Source organism: Pseudomonas sp. DWP3-1-3b3 (assembly GCF_049896305.1).
Taxonomy (GTDB): domain Bacteria; phylum Pseudomonadota; class Gammaproteobacteria; order Pseudomonadales; family Pseudomonadaceae; genus Aquipseudomonas; species Aquipseudomonas azotoformans_A.
In genome coordinates this window covers 941,605-961,863 of the sequence record NZ_JAFCUA010000001.1, presented here as the reverse complement: position 1 = coordinate 961,863, position 20,259 = coordinate 941,605, and the positions used below count along the sequence as shown (strand labels likewise).

General features: G+C 60.9%; 20 protein-coding genes. 10 read left to right on the top strand and 10 right to left on the bottom strand.

Annotated elements, in window-relative coordinates:
- Positions 1 to 365: 365 nt before the first annotated feature.
- Positions 366 to 1,145 carry a peroxide stress protein YaaA gene (gene yaaA, locus ACP7BX_RS04685; protein ID WP_426128246.1) on the bottom strand — a complete coding sequence of 260 codons (780 nt, stop codon included), beginning with the start codon at positions 1,143 to 1,145 and terminating at the stop codon, positions 366 to 368.
- A 120-nt stretch (positions 1,146 to 1,265) separates the two neighbouring features.
- Between yaaA and ACP7BX_RS04680 the strand changes: the two genes are divergently transcribed.
- From ACP7BX_RS04680 to moaE, 5 genes are all read left to right on the top strand, one after another.
- Complete coding sequence (locus ACP7BX_RS04680; protein WP_426128248.1) at positions 1,266 to 2,390, top strand: polysaccharide deacetylase family protein; 1,125 nt, start codon at positions 1,266 to 1,268, stop codon at positions 2,388 to 2,390.
- Positions 2,391 to 2,730: 340 nt separating this feature from the next.
- On the top strand, positions 2,731 to 4,125 hold the full coding sequence (locus tag ACP7BX_RS04675; RefSeq protein ID WP_016978207.1) for a PhoH family protein: 1,395 nt from the start codon (positions 2,731 to 2,733) through the stop codon (positions 4,123 to 4,125).
- 88 nt (positions 4,126 to 4,213) lie between these two features.
- Positions 4,214 to 4,687, top strand: coding sequence for a cyclic pyranopterin monophosphate synthase MoaC (gene moaC / locus ACP7BX_RS04670; RefSeq protein ID WP_426128250.1), 474 nt, complete (start codon positions 4,214 to 4,216; stop codon positions 4,685 to 4,687).
- Positions 4,684 to 4,926 carry a molybdopterin converting factor subunit 1 gene (gene moaD, locus ACP7BX_RS04665; RefSeq protein ID WP_426128252.1) on the top strand — a complete coding sequence of 81 codons (243 nt, stop codon included), beginning with the start codon at positions 4,684 to 4,686 and terminating at the stop codon, positions 4,924 to 4,926. Before moaC ends, moaD begins: the two co-directional genes overlap by 4 nt.
- A gap of 2 nt (positions 4,927 to 4,928) precedes the next feature.
- On the top strand, positions 4,929 to 5,381 hold the full coding sequence (gene moaE, locus ACP7BX_RS04660) for a molybdopterin synthase catalytic subunit MoaE (protein ID WP_426128254.1): 453 nt from the start codon (positions 4,929 to 4,931) through the stop codon (positions 5,379 to 5,381).
- A 158-nt stretch (positions 5,382 to 5,539) separates the two neighbouring features.
- Here the strand turns inward: moaE and rhlB are convergent, their stop codons facing one another.
- A complete protein-coding gene (gene rhlB / locus ACP7BX_RS04655) occupies positions 5,540 to 6,988 on the bottom strand; it encodes an ATP-dependent RNA helicase RhlB (protein WP_426128255.1) in 1,449 nt (482 codons plus the stop codon).
- A gap of 102 nt (positions 6,989 to 7,090) precedes the next feature.
- Positions 7,091 to 7,747 carry an alpha/beta hydrolase gene (locus ACP7BX_RS04650; protein ID WP_426128257.1) on the bottom strand — a complete coding sequence of 219 codons (657 nt, stop codon included), beginning with the start codon at positions 7,745 to 7,747 and terminating at the stop codon, positions 7,091 to 7,093.
- Between the two features lie 346 nt (positions 7,748 to 8,093).
- Between ACP7BX_RS04650 and ACP7BX_RS04645 the strand changes: the two genes are divergently transcribed.
- The 4 genes from ACP7BX_RS04645 to ACP7BX_RS04630 all read left to right on the top strand — a co-directional run bounded on the left by ACP7BX_RS04645 (position 8,094) and on the right by ACP7BX_RS04630 (position 12,263).
- Entirely contained in the window at positions 8,094 to 9,125 is a 1,032-nt protein-coding gene (locus ACP7BX_RS04645; RefSeq protein ID WP_016978213.1) for an amino acid ABC transporter substrate-binding protein, read from the top strand.
- A gap of 72 nt (positions 9,126 to 9,197) precedes the next feature.
- Positions 9,198 to 10,379: an amino acid ABC transporter permease gene (locus tag ACP7BX_RS04640; RefSeq protein ID WP_426128259.1), complete on the top strand. Its 1,182-nt coding sequence runs from the start codon at positions 9,198 to 9,200 to the stop codon at positions 10,377 to 10,379.
- A gap of 10 nt (positions 10,380 to 10,389) precedes the next feature.
- A complete protein-coding gene (locus ACP7BX_RS04635; RefSeq protein WP_016978216.1) occupies positions 10,390 to 11,487 on the top strand; it encodes an amino acid ABC transporter permease in 1,098 nt (365 codons plus the stop codon).
- Positions 11,488 to 11,498: 11 nt separating this feature from the next.
- Positions 11,499 to 12,263 carry an amino acid ABC transporter ATP-binding protein gene (locus ACP7BX_RS04630; RefSeq protein WP_003171943.1) on the top strand — a complete coding sequence of 255 codons (765 nt, stop codon included), beginning with the start codon at positions 11,499 to 11,501 and terminating at the stop codon, positions 12,261 to 12,263.
- 51 nt (positions 12,264 to 12,314) lie between these two features.
- On the opposite strand, the gene ACP7BX_RS04625 is transcribed toward ACP7BX_RS04630, so the two are convergent.
- Both ACP7BX_RS04625 and ACP7BX_RS04620 read right to left on the bottom strand, forming a co-directional pair.
- Complete coding sequence (locus ACP7BX_RS04625) at positions 12,315 to 12,809, bottom strand: type II toxin-antitoxin system MqsA family antitoxin (RefSeq protein WP_133074597.1); 495 nt, start codon at positions 12,807 to 12,809, stop codon at positions 12,315 to 12,317.
- A complete protein-coding gene (locus ACP7BX_RS04620; RefSeq protein WP_133074596.1) occupies positions 12,806 to 13,117 on the bottom strand; it encodes a type II toxin-antitoxin system MqsR family toxin in 312 nt (103 codons plus the stop codon). Before ACP7BX_RS04620 ends, ACP7BX_RS04625 begins: the two co-directional genes overlap by 4 nt.
- 176 nt (positions 13,118 to 13,293) lie before the next feature.
- Between ACP7BX_RS04620 and ACP7BX_RS04615 the strand changes: the two genes are divergently transcribed.
- Positions 13,294 to 14,547 (top strand): CynX/NimT family MFS transporter, encoded by a 1,254-nt coding sequence (locus tag ACP7BX_RS04615; protein WP_426128262.1) that lies wholly within the window; start codon positions 13,294 to 13,296, stop codon positions 14,545 to 14,547.
- Here ACP7BX_RS04615 and ACP7BX_RS04610 read toward each other — a convergent pair.
- The 5 genes from ACP7BX_RS04610 to ACP7BX_RS04590 form a co-directional block, all read right to left on the bottom strand.
- Positions 14,544 to 15,164: a DUF1120 domain-containing protein gene (locus tag ACP7BX_RS04610; protein ID WP_426128263.1), complete on the bottom strand. Its 621-nt coding sequence runs from the start codon at positions 15,162 to 15,164 to the stop codon at positions 14,544 to 14,546. The two genes, ACP7BX_RS04615 and ACP7BX_RS04610, sit on opposite strands and share 4 nt — an antisense overlap.
- A gap of 79 nt (positions 15,165 to 15,243) precedes the next feature.
- Positions 15,244 to 15,861 (bottom strand): DUF1120 domain-containing protein, encoded by a 618-nt coding sequence (locus ACP7BX_RS04605; protein ID WP_426128265.1) that lies wholly within the window; start codon positions 15,859 to 15,861, stop codon positions 15,244 to 15,246.
- A 45-nt stretch (positions 15,862 to 15,906) separates the two neighbouring features.
- Positions 15,907 to 16,542, bottom strand: a complete 636-nt coding sequence (locus tag ACP7BX_RS04600) for a DUF1120 domain-containing protein (RefSeq protein WP_426128267.1) — start codon at positions 16,540 to 16,542, stop codon at positions 15,907 to 15,909.
- Between the two features lie 10 nt (positions 16,543 to 16,552).
- A complete protein-coding gene (locus tag ACP7BX_RS04595) occupies positions 16,553 to 17,680 on the bottom strand; it encodes a DUF1120 domain-containing protein (protein WP_426128269.1) in 1,128 nt (375 codons plus the stop codon).
- Positions 17,681 to 17,691: 11 nt separating this feature from the next.
- Positions 17,692 to 20,139 carry a fimbria/pilus outer membrane usher protein gene (locus tag ACP7BX_RS04590; RefSeq protein WP_426128271.1) on the bottom strand — a complete coding sequence of 816 codons (2,448 nt, stop codon included), beginning with the start codon at positions 20,137 to 20,139 and terminating at the stop codon, positions 17,692 to 17,694.
- Positions 20,140 to 20,259 lie beyond the last annotated feature (120 nt).

Genomic DNA, 20,259 nt, shown 5'->3' with positions numbered 1-20,259 from the left:
CTGTTTCCGGAAATTTCTTGAAATATTAGGAAAGATGGCACTGGTATTATATTGATAGCACTTGCTATTTGGGCCAGTAGTTGTGGGGAGTTGGGAGAGGGGGATAGTTTTGTGCCACTAGTGTTTAAAAAAAGTGGTGCCACTACGAAAAAAAACGACGGATGTCGAGTGAAAGAATTGTTAGAGATGCGTCAAGATGTTTTTTGACGCCAAAAAAATGGCGATTTGAAGGGTGGAATGCGATAAAAAATGTGGGAGCTGGCTTGCCTGCGATGGCGGTGGATCAGTTGACACATCTGTCACTGAAATACTGCTATCGCAGGCAAGCCAGCTCCCACATTCGAACACCTGTGCTTTCGAGAGCCTTATTCCGGTGCGTGATCGCGCAAGAACACCAGGTTATCCGGCTTCGACTGCTCCGCATTGAAGCGATAGCCCTGCACGTCGAATGCCTTCAGCTTGGCCGGGTCGTTGATGCGTTCTTCGATCACAAAGCGGCTCATCATGCCCCGGGCCTTCTTGGCGTAGAAGCTGATGATCTTGTACTGACCGTTCTTCAGGTCCTTGAACTCGGTGTTGATGATCCGTGCGTTGAGGGCCGTGCGCTTGACCGCCGAGAAGTACTCGTTGGAGGCCAGGTTCAGCAGGACGTCATCGCCTTGTTCAGCCAGTGCTTCGTTGAGCCATTCGCTGATGCGGGTGCCCCAGAAGGCGTAAAGGTCCTTGCCACGGGCGTTGGGCAGTTTGGTGCCCATTTCCAGGCGATACGGCATCATCAGGTCCAACGGGCGCAGCAGGCCGTAGAGGCCCGAGAGCATACGCAGGTGGTCCTGGGCGTAGGTGAAATCGGCATCGCTGAACGTCTCGGCATTCAGGCCGGTGTACACGTCGCCTTTGAAGGCCAGCAGCGCCTGCTTGGCGTTTTCCTGTGTGAACGCAGGCGTCCAGCTGCCGAAACGCGCGGCGTTGAGGCCGCCGATCTTGTCGGATACGTGCATCAATTCGCTGATTTGCGCCGGGCTGAACTCGCGCAGTTGCTCGATCAGCTCCTGGGAATGGTCCAGGTACTGCGGCAGGGTAAAGCGCTGGGTCGCAGGTGCGGTCTCGAAATCGAGGGTCTTGGCGGGTGAAATCACCATCAGCATGAAGTCGTCTCCTGTAATCGTGGGAGGGATTCTAGGGGCTGGGGCGTTTTGACTCCACCTATGATGGCGATAGGCATGATCCGCTATGATGGCCGGTGACTCTGGAGAGGGAGACCCCGTGTGCGAATAGCGCTTTTCTTATCGGCATGTCTGCTATGCCTGAACGCCCACGCGGCGCCCGTGGATGTGGCGAGCCTGGACCGTGGCACCTGGCCCGAAAAACTCGGCAGCCCGGCGCTGTTCGACGTGGCCTCACGCGCCGAAATCCTCATGTTCGCCCACAGCCTGCTGGCCAGCGAGAATCAGGACGAAGCCGCGCTCAAGCAGCGTCTGGGCCTGAAGATCATCAACCTGTCCGCCATCGACGACCTGCGTCGCCAGCTCTGGCAGCGCCTGCTGGAGAATTACACGTTTGCCCAGCAGAGCTGCGAAGTCGACGCCTCGTTCTGCTATCTGGTAGAGAACATGGACGACCTGCGCGAGCAGGCCGGCAAGTTCGAGGTGAGTGAAGACTCCTTCTATATAGGCTGGGCCAACCCCAGCCATGTGTTCCATGAGCGCTACCTGGACGAGCTGCTGCGCAAGGCCGCGCTGTTCCCGCAGATCAGTAGCGAAATCGCACGGTTCGGCGACCATGAGCGCAATGGCGATGAGTTCAACGACCGCCTGTTCCTGCTCACCTTCGACGGCGGCCCCGCGCCCGTCAGTGGCAATACCGACTGGCTCACCGACTACCTGCGCAAGCAAAAGATGAACGCCACGTTCTTCGCCCTCGGCAGCAGCCTGCAAACCCGTGTCGAGCGCAGTTCGGTGGCCGATGTGCAGGCGTTGTACCAGGGCCAGTGCGTCGGCACCCAGGGCTGGCAGTACCGCTCACACAGCCATTGGGTGGACTGGCAGAGTTCCATCACCCGCAGTGCGTCACTGGCGCAAAACCTGATGCCGGAAAACTACGTGCCGCTGTTCCGTCCGCCCTATGGTCAACGTCGTGCGGACAGCCAGGGCTTCTTTCAAGCCCAGGGCTTGCAGGTGGCACTGTGGGACATCGATTCCCAGGACGAACCGGGCAAGCTCAAGGCCGATGAATCGGCGCAACGGGTGCTGACCCTGATGCTGCTGTGGCGCAAAGGCGTGATTGTGTTTCACGACACTCAGGACAAGGCGCGGGTGGCTTTACCCATGCTGTTGCAGGCGACGGCGCAGAGTGGTCTGGGTTGGCAGGACTGCCGGGAGGCGTTTCGATGAAGTGCCCGGCCCTGTTGGGGATGAGGCGTTTCCGGGGTGATTTTTTGCGACATTTCGAAGCAGGCGGACTTCCGACTTTAGCGGGGTACGGGGTACTCGGCTAGTGCTATTCGTCATCCTGAAAAATAAACTTCAAAAAAGCGTCAAAGTGCTTTTTTCTGTCACATGTTTTGCGGTATTACGAAGTCAGATCGCCGAAACCTGCAGCACAGGTGGCGTCTTCCAAGACTCCTCAGGTGGGCACTGCGCTTGACGTCACTCAGGTGCAGTCGGTGGTCGAATCGAGGCGCAGCACCGCCCAGGTATTGCGTCGACTGGCTCCCACAAAAGGTGACCGAGTATGGATGATCATGGACGTAACCCTTCTTCCGACCAGCCAATCCTTTATGTGCTTGATACCAACGTATTGATCCACGATCCAAACGCACTGCTCAACTTCGAAGAACACCACGTCGCCATCCCGATGATCGTGCTTGAGGAACTCGACAAACTCAAAAGCGGGCACCACAGCGTTGCCGCCGAATGCCGCCAGGCCATCCGCCTGATCGACAAGACATTGGGCGAAGCGTCGCCGGAGGACGTCGAAGTCGGCGTACCGATCCAGCGCGGCAAAGGCGGGCCCAAGGGCTTGCTGTCGATTCTGATGAGCAAGCGCAGCGAGCCCAACAGCCTGCTGCCGGAAAATCTGAACGACAACAAAATCATCAACCAATTGATCGACCTGCACGCCCGCGACAAGGACCTGCGCGTAGTGCTGGTGACCAAAGACATCAATATGCGCCTCAAGGCCCGAGCATGTGGGATCGCGGCCGAGGACTACAGTACCGACCAACTGGTCGACGACGTGTCGATGCTGTCCCGTGGTTATCACATGATCACTGGCTCGTTCTGGGATCGCGTCAGCAAGGTCGAAACCCGCCAGGACCATGGCCGTACCTGGCACCAGGTGCAGCTGATCGAAAATCTGCCCGCCGTGCATATCAATGAATTCATCGTCGACGAACAGGGCTTCGTGGGCTGGATCAAAGAGATCCAGGTCGACAAGCTGCTGATCCTCGACCTGCATCAGGAACCCCTGTTGCACCAGGAAGCCTGGGGCCTGAAACCGCGTGACATCTACCAGAGCCTGGCGCTGTACGCGTTGCTCGACCCGGACATCCACCTGGTCAACCTGACCGGTGCCGCCGGTTCCGGCAAGACCATCCTCGCCCTGGCTGCCGCCATCGAGCAGACCATGGTGACCAAGCGCTATCGCCGCATCATCGCCACCCGCAGCGTGCAGGGCCTTGACCAGGAAATCGGCTTCCTGCCCGGCACCGAGGCGGAAAAAATGGAGCCGTGGCTGGGGGCGATCACCGACAACCTCGAAGCCTTGCACATGGATGACGAAAACACCCATGGCAGCGTCGACTACATCCTCAGCAAAGTGCCGTTGCAGTTCAAATCCCTCAACTACATCCGGGGTCGCAGCTTCCAGCAAAGCCTGATCTTGATCGATGAATGCCAGAACCTTACGCCGCACCAGATGAAAACCATCATCACCCGTGCCGGCGCCGGTTCCAAAGTGGTGTGCCTGGGCAACCTGGCACAGATCGACACCCCTTACCTGTCCGCGACCAGCTCCGGGCTGACCTACCTGACGGAACGCTTCAAAGACTTCCCGAACGGCGTGCATATTGCGCTGCAAGGGGTTCCACGTTCGATCCTGGCTGAATACGCCGAATCCCATCTGTAACCGCAGCCACGGTGGGGGCTGGTAAGCCAGCTCCCACATTTATTGTGTGTAAGGTTTACAATCGGTGCTCCTGATCAGGAGTATCCCTGTGCTGACTCATCTCGATTCCCAAGGTCGCGCCCACATGGTCGACGTCACCGACAAGTCCGTGACGTTCCGTGAAGCGGTGGCCGAAGCCCGGGTGCGCATGTTGCCCGAGACTCTGAAAATGATTGTCGACGGCGCCCATCCCAAGGGTGACGTGTTTGCCGTGGCCCGCATCGCCGGGATCCAAGCGGCGAAAAAAACCAGTGATCTGATCCCCCTGTGCCACCCGTTGATGTTGACGGGCGTCAAGGTCGAACTGAGTGCTGAGGGCACAGACTCGGTGCATATCCTGGCGCGCTGCAAACTTTCCGGACAGACCGGCGTGGAAATGGAAGCCCTCACCGCCGCCAGCGTCGCGGCATTGACCATTTACGACATGTGCAAGGCCGTGGATCGCGGCATGACCATCGAAAGCATTCGCCTGCTGGAAAAGCTGGGCGGCAAGAGCGGGCACTTCAAGGCGGACCAGGCATGAGCATCAACGTATTGTTCTTTGCGCGTTACGCCGAGGCGGTGGGGTTTGATTCGCTGGAGATGGAGGGCGAATTCGCCACTGTCGACGCGGTACGTCTTGCGTTGGCCAGTGACCCGGAGTTTGCCGTACTCAACGAGACCAGCCTGATGTGCGCGCGCAACGAGGCGTTGTGCGGCCTCGATGAGCCAGTGCAGGCGGGTGACGAAGTGGCGTTCTTCCCACCGGTGACCGGAGGCTGAGCATGGCCATTCGAGTGCAGGTCCAGGCGTTTGATCCGGGTTTTGAGGTGAATGCCATGCACGCGGCCAATGTGGGCGTGGGCGCGGTGGTGAGTTTTGTCGGCTACGTGCGCGACTTCAATGACGGCCGCGACGTGTCGGGGATGTTCCTGGAACACTACCCCGGCATGACCGAGAAGGCCCTGGCCAAGATCGCTGTGGAAGCCGAGCAGCGCTGGCCGTTGCTCAAGCTGGAAGTGCTGCACCGCATTGGCGCCCTGGAGCCAGGGGAGCCGATTGTGTTTGTGGCGGCGGCCAGCGCTCATCGGCAGGCGGCGTTTGATGCGTGTGCGTTTGTGATGGACTACTTGAAGACGCGTGCGCCGTTTTGGAAGAAGGAAAATACCAGTGAGGGTCCGCGTTGGGTCGACGGGCGCAGTAGCGACCACGCCGCAGCGGATCGCTGGAAGTCCTAGGCCAAACACAAAACCCAATGTGGGAGCTGGCTTTTGTGGGAGCCGGGCTTGCCCGCGATGCAGGCGCCTCGGTTTTTCAGTTGAACCGAGGTGATGCCATCGCAGGCAAGCCAGCTCCCACAAAAGCCCGCTCCCACATTTTTTAACGCATCCCAGCTTTAGGGGCGTTTACGCTCAACAGCCCGCAGCAAATGCGTCGGCGGCGTCTCGCAGCTGATCTTGCGCCCCAGCAACGTCTCGATCGACGGCAACTGATACGAGTCATCTTCCCCGGCAAAACTGATCGATACACCCGCAGCCCCGGCGCGGCCGGTACGGCCAATCCGGTGCACATAATCATCCGGCACTTCCGGCAGGGTGAAGTTGATCACATGGCTGATGCCGTCAATGTGAATCCCACGGCCCGCCACATCGGTGGCCACCAACACGCGGATCTTGCCTTCGCGGAAGCCTTCCAACGTCTTGATACGCTTGTGCTGCGGCACATCGCCGGACAGTTGCGCCGCGTTCACGCCATCGCGCACCAGGCGTTCTTCGATGCGGCGCACTTCGTCCTTGCGGTTGGCGAACACCATCACGCGCTCCCAACCGTTGTCGTTGACCAGGTTGTAGAGCAGCTTGTACTTGTCGGCACCGGCCACGGCGTAGATGTGTTGCTCGACGTTTTCGCTGGCGACGTTTTCCGCTTCGATCTCGACGATGGACGGGTCGGTGGTCCACTGCTTGGCGAGGTTCATCACGTCTTCGGTGAAGGTCGCGGAAAACAGCAGGGTCTGGCGCTCGGATTTCGGCGGTGTCTGGCGAATGATCTGACGCACTTGTGGGATGAAACCCATGTCGAGCATGCGGTCGGCTTCGTCCAGCACCATCACTTCGACCATGTCCAGGTGCACGTCGCCACGCTGGTTGAAGTCCAGCAGGCGGCCCGGTGTCGCCACCAAAATGTCGCAGTGGCGGGCTTCAAGGTGCTTGAGCTGCTTGTCGAAGTCCATGCCGCCGACGAACGTCATCACGTTGAGGCCGGTGTACTTGGTCAGGTCGGCGGCGTCCTTGGCGATCTGCACCACCAGCTCGCGGGTCGGGGCGATGATCAGCGCGCGCGGCTCACCCATGTAGCGCTCTTTTGGCGGCGGCGTCTGCAGCAACTGGGTGATGATCGAGATCAGGAACGCGGCGGTCTTGCCGGTGCCGGTCTGGGCACGGCCGATGGCGTCTTTGCCGGCGAGGGTGAAGCCCAACACCTGTGCCTGGATCGGCGTGCAGTACGGGAACCCCAGGTCCTGGATGGCGTGCATCAGTTCAGGAGCCAGTTTGAAATCGTGGAAGCGCGTCTTGCCTTCCTGGGGCTCGACGACGAAGTCTTCGAGTTTCCATGGGATCACGGGCGGCTTTGGCGCACGCTCACGGCGCGGCTTGGGCGCCGGTGCAGCGTCTTTCACAGGTTCAGGCGCGGTCACCGTAGGCGTCGTCGGCTGGGCGACAGGCGCAGTCCGGTCGGACTGTTGGCCGTCATTGCGGCTGCCGGTTGTCGGGACAGGAGCACTGGGAACAGGCGCGAGCGGCTCGGCCTCGCTTTTGCCGAACATCTTCTTGAGTGCTTCGAGCACGGTGATCTCATTAATTGGTTAAGGAATGTACGCCGGCCAGTGTAATGCAAGAATCGGGCGCGGCGTAGTGCGTCTGTCATACGGCTACATAAACGGTGGTTTTCAGCCCAGGCGAGCGGTCAACCAGGCACCGATATCGCGGATCTCCTCGGGTAACACTTCGTGGCCCATTGGGTATTCCTGCCATGTCACGGTGACACCACGGGTCTTCAAATGCTCGTAGGCGCTGCGGCCCATGGCGTTTTGCACCACGTCGTCATATTGGCCGTGCAGGCACAGCGCCGGAATACGCTGCTGACTGGCGGACAATTCGAGTTCATCACTGAAGGTCGGCGCATAAGTGGAGAGGGCGATCACGCCACCCAAGGGGCCTTCCCAATTCAGGAATGCAGTGTGGTAGACCACGGCGCCGCCTTGGGAAAAACCGGCGAGGAAAATTCGCGAAGCGTCTATTCCGGTTCTCTTCTGCGCTTCTATCAAATCCGTGACCATCTTTGCCGAGACTTCCAGCTCTTCCAGGCTGATGGAGCGCGCCGGGCTCATGGCCTTGATGTCGTACCAACTCGGCATCTCGTAGCCACCGTTGATCGTCACCGGGCGGGTCGGTGCCTGGGGCAAAACGAAACGGGTAGTCAGCAAGCTTTCCTGCAGCGCTTCGGCCACCGGCAGGAAGTCGTAGCGATCGGCACCCAGGCCATGCAACCAGATGACGCAGGCGTCTGCGGGCTTGGCGGGCTGAAGAATCAAGGGGTCGGTCATGTCTGCTCCATTAATGTGCGCGCGCTCCGATTAAGTGCGACGGAACGGTGCGCGACAGGTTGATCTGTTAAGAAGATGTCGCACGGTTGAATCTTTTTCTATTGACCGTGGGCTGAATCGGCTCAGCCGACACTCTGGTACGCGCCTTGCTATGTGTTGAACGATGTCAGCGCTATCTCGGGACGGTAACACTATCAGTGACTGCCGCCTGTGGGATAGCAACTGGAATTACTGCGACAACTTCATGCCGCTTGACCCTAAAAAAAGCCAACACGGGTCGATATCGCCTCATAAGGGTGCGCTGAGGTTCGAGCTCCGACACAACAAGAGCAAACTGGAGGTTTGAATGAAGGTATTGAAATCCACCCTGGCCATCGTCACTGCGGCGGCTGTACTGGGTGTCAGCGGTTTCGCCCAAGCCGGCGCCACCCTGGATGCCGTGCAGAAGAAAGGCTTTGTGCAATGTGGCGTGAGCGACGGCCTGCCGGGTTTCTCGGTGCCGGATGCCAGCGGCAAGATCCTCGGGATCGACGCTGACGTGTGCCGCGCTGTGGCCGCTGCCGTTTTTGGCGACGCGACCAAGGTCAAATTCAGCCAGTTGAACGCCAAGGAGCGTTTCACCGCGCTTCAATCCGGCGAAGTCGACATTCTGTCCCGTAACACCACCATGACCAGCTCCCGCGACGCCGGCATGGGCCTGAAATTCCCAGGCTTCATCACTTACTACGACGGCATCGGCTTCCTGGTAAACAACAAGCTGGGCGTGAAAAGCGCCAAGGAACTGGACGGTGCAACCATCTGCATCCAGGCCGGTACCACCACTGAGCTGAACGTTTCCGACTACTTCCGTGGCAACAACCTGAAATACACCCCGATCACCTTCGACACCTCCGACGAAAGCGCCAAGTCGCTGGAATCCGGGCGCTGCGACGTGCTGACCTCCGACAAGTCCCAACTGTTCGCCCAGCGCAGCAAGCTGGCCGCGCCGAAGGACTACGTGGTTCTGCCGGAAACCATTTCCAAAGAGCCATTGGGCCCGGTCGTGCGTAACGGCGACGACGAGTGGCTGGCTATCGTGCGCTGGGTTGGCTACGCCATGCTCAACGCTGAAGAAGCCGGTATCACCTCGAAAAACGTTGAAGCTGAAGCCAAGTCCACCAAGAACCCGGACGTTGCGCGTCTGCTCGGTGCCGACGGCGAATACGGCAAAGACCTGAAAGTGAAGAAAGACTGGGTTGTACAGATCGTCAAGCAAGTCGGTAACTACGGTGAAGTGTTCGAGCGCAACCTGGGCAAGAGCACCCCGCTGGAAATCGACCGTGGCCTGAACGCGCTGTGGAACAACGGCGGCATTCAATACGCACCCCCTGTGCGCTGATCGCTGATGGTTCTGTCACCCGGTGGGCCAACCGCCGGGTGATGTTCTGTTCCATTATTTTCGGGGCATTTCATGCAAAAACAAATCGGCGCACCCAAGCAGAAGCTCAGCTTCAGCGACCCTAAAGTGCGTGCGTGGCTCTTCCAGATCATCACGATTGTGGCGGTGGTCTCGCTGGGCTGGTACCTCTTCAACAACACCCAGACCAACCTTCAACACCGGGGCATTACCTCGGGTTTCGACTTTCTTGAACGCAGTGCGGGCTTCGGCATCGCGCAGCATTTGATCGACTACACCGAATCGGACAGCTATGCCCGAGTCTTCGTGATCGGTTTGCTCAACACCCTGCTGGTGACCTTCATTGGCGTGATCCTGGCGACCCTGCTCGGGTTCGTCATCGGCGTGGCGCGGCTGTCGCCGAACTGGATGATCAATAAGCTGGCAACCGTGTATGTGGAAGTGTTCCGCAACATTCCGCCGCTGCTGCAAATCCTGTTCTGGTATTTCGCGGTGTTCCTGACCATGCCGGGGCCGCGTAACAGTCATAACTTCGGCGATACCTTCTTTGTCAGCAGCCGTGGCCTGAACATGCCGGCAGCGATTGCCGCCGACGGTTTCTGGCCGTTTGTGGTCAGCATCGTGGTCGCCATCGTGGCAATCGTGCTGATGGCGCGCTGGGCCAACAAGCGTTTTGAAGCGACCGGCGTACCGTTCCACAAGTTCTGGGCCGGCCTGGCGCTGTTCATCGTGATCCCGGCTTTGTGCGCCTTGATCTTCGGTGCCCCGCTGCACTGGGAAATGCCCAAGCTTTCAGGCTTCAACTTTGTCGGCGGCTGGGTATTGATCCCCGAACTGCTGGCGCTGACCCTGGCGTTGACCGTCTACACAGCGGCGTTTATCGCCGAGATCGTGCGGTCGGGCATCAAGTCCGTCAGCCACGGCCAGACCGAAGCCGCGCGCTCCCTGGGCCTGCGCCCTGGGCCGACGCTGCGCAAGGTCATCATCCCGCAGGCCTTGCGGGTGATCATTCCGCCGCTGACCAGCCAATACCTCAACCTGGCGAAAAACTCGTCCCTGGCGGCCGGTATCGGTTACCCGGAAATGGTTTCGCTGTTTGCCGGCACGGTGCTCAACCAGACCGGCCAGGCCATCGAAGTCATTGCCATCACCATGAGCGTGTACCTGGCGATCAGCATCAGCATTTCCCTGCTGATGAACTGGTACAACAAGCGCATTGCGCTGATCGAGCGGTGAGGAAACGCCCATGAGTTCACATACTTTCAAACCGGATATGCCGCCGCCGAACAAAGTGTTCGGGCCGATGGCCTGGATGCGCGCCAACCTGTTCTCCAGCTGGCTCAACACATTGCTCACGCTGCTGGCGTTCTACCTGATCTACCTGGTGGTGCCGCCGATCCTGAGCTGGGCGATCATCGACGCCAACTGGGTCGGTACGACACGCGCTGATTGCACCAAGGAAGGCGCCTGCTGGGTGTTCATCCAACAGCGCTTCGGGCAGTTCATGTACGGCTACTACCCGGGCGATCTGCGCTGGCGCGTGGACCTCACCGTGTGGCTGGCCATCGTTGGCGTGGCGCCGTTGTTCATCTCGCGCTTCCAACGCAAGGCGGTCTACGGCCTGAGCTTTTTGGTGCTGTACCCGATCATCGCGTTTTTCCTGCTGCACGGCGGGGCGTTTGGCCTGACCAACGTGGCGACCAGCCAATGGGGTGGCCTGATGCTGACCCTGGTGATCGCCACCGTCGGCATCGCCGGCGCGTTGCCGCTGGGCATCATGCTCGCGCTCGGGCGGCGTTCGAATATGCCGGCGATTCGAGTGGTCTGCGTGACCTTCATCGAGTTCTGGCGCGGCGTGCCGTTGATCACTGTGCTGTTCATGTCCTCGGTGATGCTGCCGTTGTTCCTGCCCGAAGGCATGGGTATCGACAAGCTGCTGCGGGCGCTGATCGGCGTGATCCTGTTCCAGTCGGCCTACGTGGCCGAGGTGGTGCGCGGGGGCTTGCAGGCGATTCCCAAGGGGCAGTACGAAGCGGCCGCGGCGATGGGCCTGGGTTACTGGCGTTCGATGGGCCTGGTGATTCTGCCGCAGGCCCTGAAGATGGTGATTCCGGGCATCGTCAACACGTTCATTGCGCTGTTCAAGGACACGAGCCTTGTGATCATCATCGGCCTGTTCGACCTGCTCAACAGCGTCAAGCAAGCCGCCGCCGACCCTAAATGGTTGGGCATGGCCACCGAAGGCTACGTGTTCGCCGCCCTGGTGTTCTGGATTTTCTGTTTTGGTATGTCGCGCTATTCCATTCATTTGGAACACAAGCTCGACACAGGCCACAAGCGTTAGGAGTTGTTGTTATGAGCGAAGCGATCAAACAGCCTGTGAGCCCTGAAGGCATTATCCAGATGCAGGGCGTCAACAAGTGGTACGGCCAGTTTCACGTGTTGAAAGACATCAACCTCAACGTCAAGCAGGGTGAGCGTATCGTGCTGTGCGGCCCGTCGGGTTCGGGCAAGTCCACTACCATCCGCTGCCTCAACCGCCTGGAAGAACACCAGCAGGGTCGCATCGTGGTGGACGGTGTGGAACTGACCAACGACCTCAAGCAGATCGAAGCGATCCGTCGTGAAGTCGGCATGGTGTTCCAGCACTTCAACCTGTTCCCGCACCTGACCATCTTGCAGAACTGCACGTTGGCGCCGATGTGGGTGCGCAAGATGCCCAAGCGCAAGGCCGAGGAAATTGCCATGCACTACCTGGAGCGCGTGCGTATCCCGGAGCAGGCCCATAAGTTTCCGGGGCAACTGTCCGGTGGGCAGCAACAGCGCGTGGCGATTGCTCGCGCACTGTGCATGAAGCCGAAAATCATGCTGTTCGACGAACCGACTTCGGCACTCGACCCAGAGATGGTGAAAGAGGTCTTGGACACCATGATCGGCCTGGCCGAAGACGGCATGACCATGCTCTGCGTAACCCACGAAATGGGCTTTGCGCGCACCGTGGCCAACCGCGTGATCTTCATGGACAAGGGCGAGATCGTCGAACAGGCAGCGCCGAATGACTTCTTCGACAACCCGCAGAATGACCGGACCAAGTTGTTCTTGAGCCAGATTTTGCATTGATCGATATGTGAATAAATAAACCCGGCCTGGCGCCGGGTTTATTTTTTTGGGCTAGGACGCTTTGAGTGCTTCAGCGTCGTTGTTCACGGTGTAGGTAAAGGCGCCGCGCATATCGGCGCCTTCTGCCAAGGCTTTTGCATCCGCCAGCAAATGCGGGTGACGATCCAGCAAGCGCATCAGTAGCACCAAGGTTTTGGGGGCAAGCAGTTCGCCGCGTTCGTAACGTGAGAAGGCGTTGTGACCGCCACCGGAGAGCAATTCCACCGCTTCCTTTTGCGTAAGGTGCAGCTTGCGGCGGGTACGTTTTATCTCGGCGCCGATCATTTTTCGGGCGGCGACGACGAGTTCATCGCCTGCTTCTCCATAACGGTCGGCGCTATCTGTATCTGGATCCCAAAAGCCGTCTCCACATACATGACATTCCCAGCCAGAGAGATTGTCCACCCGCCGCTCCATGCCTTTGACACTAATGGTTTCACTGCGGCCCTCGAAGTAGTGCAGTGCGTCGGGGGCGCCGCAGATGTAGCACAGCTCGGGTTCTTTCATTGGTTTTTCTCCTTGAAGGAGATTACCGGAGGTCTACCGTTTGCGCGGTAAGTCACCTTGACGTAAATCTCCCTGCCTTTCGAGTGGGTGTAGTACACGTCTTGCCAGACTCGATGATCTCCATAAGTGGTCATCGATTTGTACAACATCCAGTTTTGTAACTCGTAAATGACGTCCTGCATTTGCTCGATGCTGAAGCGCAGTTCCCAACCGGATTTTTGCGCTGACTGTGTAAAGGCGCTTCTCCCCAGCCGCCTCACATCCGCCTTTATCACCGCCAAATCGTAATGAGGTGTGTACTTTTCCATAAGACACCTGAGTCCAATAATTACCCTCAGAGGGTAATTTTACCAATCGAAAATACTGCTCCTTTTCCTGCCTAAAAAACCTAGTGCGTTGCTCTTGTAGGCCCGTCCGAATAGGCTGTGGGACTTTTCAACCAGTGATCAGGGCAAACGCCCATCCCTCTGCCGGCAGTTGATCCATGACCTCTGAAACCAAGCTTGAAGAACTGTTGATCGACGCCGAAGCCGACGACGAGGTAATCCAGCACACCCCACCGATGGTGATCCGCCCGTGGCTGTTGATCATGGGGCTGGTCCTGGTGGCGATGAACCTGCGCCCGGCGCTGTCGAGCCTGTCGCCGTTGCTCAATGACGTGTCGGCCAGCCTCGGCTTATCGGCGGCCAAGGCCGGTTTGCTGACCACCTTGCCGGTTTTGTGCCTGGGTCTGTTCGCGCCGTTGGCGCCGATCCTGGCGCGGCGTTTTGGGGCCGAGCGGGTGGTGCTGGGAATTCTGTTGACGCTTGCCGCAGGTATCATCCTGCGTAGCTCATTCGGTGAAGCCGGACTGTTCGCCGGCAGCCTGATCGCGGGTGCCAGCATCGGCATCATCGGCGTGTTGTTGCCCGGTATCGTCAAGCGTGACTTCGCCAAGCAAGCCGGCACCATGACCGGCGTCTATACCATGGCGCTGTGCCTGGGCGCAGCGCTGGCGGCGGGCGCGACGGTGCCGTTGAGTCATTATTTCGGTGGCAGCTGGAACCTGGGCCTGGGCTTCTGGATTGTGCCCGCGCTGATCGCCGCGTTGTTCTGGCTACCCCAGGTCGGGCAAAAACACGGCGCCCATCAGGTGGCCTATCGGGTCAAGGGCTTGCTGCGCGATCCGTTGGCCTGGCAGGTCACCCTGTATATGGGCCTGCAATCGTCCCTGGCCTACATCGTGTTCGGCTGGGTGCCGTCGATCCTGATCAGCCGTGGCCTGAGCGCCACCGAAGCCGGTTTGCTGCTGTCCGGTTCGATCATCGTGCAATTGCTCAGTGCCCTGACCGCGCCGTGGCTGGCCACCCGAGGCAAGGACCAGCGCTTGGCCATCCTGGTGGTGATGCTGCTCACCCTTGGCGGATTGTTCGGTTGCCTGTACGCGCCGCTTGAAGGTTTGTGGGGCTGGGCGATCCTGCTGGGATTGGGCCAGGGCGGCACGTTCAGCCTGGCGCTGACCCTGATCGTGCTGCGCTCGCGCGATTCCCACGTGGCCGCCAACCTGTCGGGCATGGCCCAGGGCATCGGTTACACGCTGGCCTCCATGGGCCCGTTGGCGGTGGGGGTGTTGCACGACTGGACCGGCGGCTGGGGTGCCACCGGCTGGGTGTTCGGCGTGATCGGCCTGGGCGCGATCGCCGCCGGCTGGGGGGCTGGTCGGGCCCTGTACGTTGGGGTGACCAGCGAGAAGGTTTAGAGGTAGCGCACGGTCAGTGTGACCGAGCCGTCCAGAGGAACCTCGTTAGTCAGGGTCAGCCCCTGGGTGGGGGCGATGAAGGCCGCAACTTGCAAGTTGGTCGTGAGACGTTGCACTGCTATAGGCACCAGGGTGTTCAACTCGGCGATGCTCGCCAGGCCGTCATCTGTGAACGACGACTCACGCTCCCAGGTGACACCACCGTCACGTGAGCCGATGGCGCGGACATTGACTTCATCGGCTACAGGCCCCGACATCGCCAGGGTCAGGTAACCGAGTTTTTCGCTGCCGTTGATCATGCCGAGACCGAAGTTGTAGTAGTCCAGGTTGGATTCAGACCCTTCACGATTGTCTTTGGCCGCGATAGCGAACAGTGTCGCGCCTTCGCAGGTTACCGTCATGTTCATGGTCTGAAAGGGCAGGTACGTGTGTTGGTTCGGACGCAGGTCCTTGGCCGACAGTTTACCGAAGTCGACCACGCCACCATTAGCAAGGGCGGGCGTGCAGGAGGTGGGTGTAATCGTGCCTTTTACGCTCACGTCCACACTCGACGCGGCGACAGCATGGCCGGCGCTCGCCAGTAGTGCGGTGGCCAGAAGGTTTCGGGTGATGCTCATGGTGTTGCTCCTGCTCGTGGAGGTGTTTTCGGTGGGCGCAAGGCAGGCCACAGGTGGACGGCCCTGCACTCAGTTTTCGTTACAGGTACCGGACGGTCAGTGTGATCGAGCCGTCGATGAGCACTTCATCGGTCAAAGTCAGGCCTTTGGTCGGGGCGATAGCCGGATCGATGTACATCGTTGCGGTCAGCACCTGAACGGGTGTGGGGACCATGGGGGCGGCCTTGTAGACCGATGACAGGCTGCCGGGTTTCAAGCTGCCAGGGGCCCACGTCAAACCGCCGTCCATCGAATGGATGCCGTAGGCCGGGGTGCCATCCGCCATGTAGGATTTGAGACCTGCCCAGAGGTAGCCCAGCTTCTGGTTGCCATTGGCCAACCCCAGCCCGAAGGTGGTGTCTTGATCGAAGTAGGACGAACCTGCGCGGTTGTCTTTGGACTCGATGCCCATCAGCGTGGCGGCTTCGCAGGCCACCGTCAGTTGCGTACTCTGTGACTCCAGGTCCGTCGGCTGTTCGGCCTGCAGGTCTTTGGCGGCCACTTTACCCAAGTCAAAGTTGCCGCCGTTGGCCAGGCTCAGCTCACAGGCACTTGGGGTAATCGACCCTCTGATACTCACGTCGACACTCGACGCGGCGACGGCATGGCCGGCACTCGCCAACAGTGCGGTGACCAGAAGGTTACGGGTGATGCTCATGGTGTTGCTCCTACTAGGGGTTACAGGGATTAGGGAAAACAAGGGTTACAGGTACACAACTTCCAACGTGGCCGAACCATCCATCGGTGTTTCCACACTGAGATCCAGGTTCTGCCGGGCGTTGATCGTGGCTTCCAGCTTCAGGGTGCTGGTGAGCGTCTGGATGGCCGACGGGCCGGCGGTGCTGCCGACCACATCGGTAAAGCCGAGCAGGCTGCGCGAGCCCACATCAATAGGGTTGAGATTGGCCATGCGCCACGCCAGGCCGCCGGTGGTGGATTCGGTGCCGTACACCACGGCCAGGTCGTCGACCACGGTTTGCCTGGGGTCGAAACTCACCGAGTACACGCCGATCTTGTTGCCGCTGGTGTCCAGGCCCAGGCCGTAGAAAATCTCGCTGTTGACGTGGGCCGTGCCGTCGCGGTTGTCGCGCATGCGCAGGGCGAAGCGGCCGGGGGCGTTGCAGGTGACGGTCAGCGTCAGGTACTTGTGCGGCAGGCGCGTGCCGTTGGTGAGGTTGAGGTCGTTGCGTGAGATTTTGCCGAAGTCCACCAGCCCGCCACTGGAGAGCAGCGGCGTGCAGGCCATGGGCGTGATCAGGCCAGTGACGGCCAGTTCAACGGTGGACGCGGCGTGCGCGGTGCCGCACAGCAACGCCAAGACAAGCAGAATAGGTTTCATAGAAAGGCTCCTAGAGGTAGTTGAGTTCGAGGGTGGCGGCGCCGTCGAGGCGCACTTCGCTGCCCAGGTCCAGCGTGCCCAACGGCGCGATCACCGCTTCCAGGCTCGTTGTGGCGCTCAGTTGTTGAATCGGCTCGGGGCCGCTGGTGCTGCCGGCGCTGGCGCTGAAGCCGAGGAAGCGGCTGGCGCCAATCGCCAGAGGGTTGGCACTGGCGCTGCTCCATGGCAAGGCGCCTGTGGGGGAGTCGGTGCGATAGAGCTGGGGGAAACTGTCGGCCGTGGTGCGCAGCGGATCGAAGATCAGCCGATAGCGCCCGATTTTCTGTTGTCGGGCATCCAGCCCCAGGCCGTAGGTGGTTTCATCGCCCGGGCCGGTGGCGGAGCCTTGGCGGTTGTCCTGCAGGCGCAGGGCAAATAGCGCGGGGGCGTCGCACGCCACGCTGACCACCAAGGGGCGGGCGGGCAGGGCGGTTTCCTTGTCGAGGCTCAGGTCCATCACCGACAACTTGCCGAACGCCACCGTGCCGCCATTGGACAGGCTCGGCGTGCAGGCTGCCGGGGCGAAGCGGGCTTGCAGGCTCAACGGCCGCGAACGGCCGGCGTTGATCGCGTCGAACACGCCGCTGGTGTCCCAGGTGACGGTATCGCTGACCCGCAAAGCATCGTCCCGGGCCCAGGCGCTGATTTCCAGTTGCAACGATAAACTGCGCCCGCTGACCGGCACGCCGGCGCGCATCGGCACAATGCCGTGCCCGGGACGCCAGCCCAGCGCGGCGCCGATGCTGACGGTCGGTTGGCCGCTGCCGGGCAATAATCCCAACTCCACGGCCTGCCCATCGAGCAGCGCATCGCTGGCCCGCAGGCTGTAGCTGCCGCGTTGGGTGAACTGGAAGCGCTCGCCGCTCGCCGCCAAACCGCGATAGAACAGGCTCAGGTCGGTCGGGCTGGGACAGTTCAGTGTCAGGCTCAAGCGTCGTTCGCCCAGCCGGTGCTCTGCCGCTGATCCTTGCGCGACGGCCCGGTTTATCAAGCCGAAATCCACGCGGGTTTCGCTCAGGTTCAACTGGCATTCATCCATGCCCCAGGCGTTCGCGCCCAGCAACAGGCTCACTGACAACAAAGCGGGTTTCAGGCGCATGCTGAAGTTCCTCATGGTTGGCACCGCGCCGGTGCGGTTTCGAAATACACCTCGGGGTCGCCGCGTTCTGGCAGTGCGAAGTCCAGGCGGCAACGGGGTTGGCCGGGGGCGCTGACCCACAGCTCGCGGCGGTCGAGCACGTCGGGCAAGAATATTTGGCTGCCTTCCTGCACGAGGGTCACGAACTCGCCGTCGGCGGTGCTCACTGCCGCGCCACGGGGCAACGCCTGGCCGCCAGGCGTGGTGACGTTGAGCAGCGCGCGGCGGGTGAGGGCCACGCCAAACTCGACTTTGTCCACCGCCCCACGCCCGGCCGACAGCACCGCCAAACCGTTGCTGATGTCGGCATTGCGCGGCAGCGAACGGGTTTGCACTTCCACCGGGCTGCGCCCGTAGGGGCTCAGTTGCGGCACCACAGCCTGGCCTTGCCAGTCGGTCCACACCGGGCCGCTGGGGGTGCTGACCTTGATGCCGGCCATGTCGCCCACCGACATCACGGCGAAGGTCTCGCGCACTGGGTAGGGCGAGAAGGTCAGGCCGTCGCCGTGCAGCACGACGCCACCCCGTGCGCCGCCCTGGTAGCTGGAGCGTTCCTGATTGTTGCGGGTGTAGTTGAAGTCCAGCTGGCTGTAATACGGCAGCGCCGAGACGCCGACGGACGACTCCACCTCACGGTCGCGGCTGTCGCGCTCTACGCTGACCTGATAGCTCAACTGGTCATTGAGTTGCTCGCTGACCCCGGCGCCAATGCGATGTTCGCCACCGGCATTGCGCGCCCAGGCACGGCCGCGACGGTTCTCGCCCAAGGGCACGCTGATGTTCAGGTACACACTGTCATCGCTCTGCTGGCGCCCGCCGACTTGCCATTCGGCACTCGCCGACACCGACACGCGTCCAAAGCTGGTGCCCCATGACGCCAGTGCGCGGCTGCTGCTGTCACCGGTAAACGAGGACGAGCGTGAGATCCCGGCACTGAACGCGCCGAGCATCGGGTGCGACCAGGACGCCGTGGCGCTTTGCTGGTCGCGGTAACGGGAGCGGCGCTGCTCTCGGGTATCGGTGGTGTAGGTGGAGTCGTCCAGGTCGCGATAGCCTAGGGTGCGCCACGAACCCGCGGTGGTGATCGCCCAGCGTTCACCCAGGCGTTGCGACCATGACAGGTCGGTTTGCACGCCACGCTCATTGCCGTTGCGAGTGGCCTGGGCGACTTGGCTGGACACTTGGAATTGGCTGTCTTGCCACGGTAACCAGCCAATGTTCGCGCCCACCGTGCGGTAATCCTCGGCCACCAGTGCACCGCCGCCCACGTTGACTTGCGGGTGCAGCGCGCCACTCCAGCCAGCACTGACCACCCAAGGCTCCGCGCTTTCGCCGGCACCGATCTTGCGCACGCGGCCAGCCGCCACCGAGTAACCCGGCGCGGGCAAACCCAGGCCAAGCATGGCCGCAGGCACGGTGAAACGGCGTTCTTCGTCGCTGGTTTCCTTGACCGTGACTTCCACATCGGAGCGGCTGTTCAGACGCCGCACATCGGTAAGGGAAAACGGCCCAGCGGGCACCACGGTGGAGTGAATCAACGTGCCGTTCTGGCGGATTTCCACCTGGGCCGGGCTGTTGGCGATACCGGTGATGGTCGCGCCCTGGTTCTGGTCCTGCAGCGCGGTTTCGGTGAGCACCTGGGCGCCGGTGATTTGCGTACCGGCCAGCACGGGGTTGTACAGGTTGATCTGCCCGGCCTGGAACACCGCTTGTTGCTCGGCAAAGGTGCGCTGGGCGTAGGCGTCCAGGTGCGTGGTGCGCGACACCTTGTCTTGCCAGGTGCGCACCTGGCGGCTGCGCACGATCCAGTCGCCAGCGTTGAATCCCACCTCGGTATTGGCCGAACCGAAGCGGCTGTTGTCGTCGCCGTACTCGTTGTACAGGCCGCTCAGGTCATAGTTGAGCAGCCCGGCAAACCCACCGGTCTGGTAGCCGGACACGTCGCGCACGGCGGGGCGCAACGCCTCGGTGGGCACTACCAGCGACAGGCTGAGGGTGGCCGGGTCTTGCTCGATCACGGTCTGTGGGTAGGCGCCTAGGAAGGCATGGCACTCCTCCTCATCGGCCGGTATGCGCAAGTCGCCCGCGTCCAGCAGCGCCTGGTTGAAACACAGTGCGCCTTGCCCGTCGAACACCACATCCACGCGGCCACGCCGTTGTCCGTTCACGTTGAGATTGAGGGCGTGGCGCCCTGCGGCGAAGCGTGGTGCTTCCAGCAGCAGGTTGGCCAGTTGGGGGTCAATGCCGCGCTGGGACAAGGTTTGCGGGTCGAATGAACCGGCCAGTTCGTCGGCCAGGGGTTCACTCGTGGGCAGCGCCGTGCCCACGGCCAGCGCCAGGCCCGCCAGCAACCGGCGCGAACGGAGCGATGAAATCCCAGGCACGGCGTTGCCGTCGCGATCAGTCATAACTGTGCTCACAAGTCGTACTCGAATAAGTGGAGGCAGGCCCACGCCGATCCTTTGGCGAGGCAAGCTCCTGGTGGCCTTCAATGGGAGGCCACTTCGTTATCAGGGCGCCGGCATTGCTCCCGCCGACGC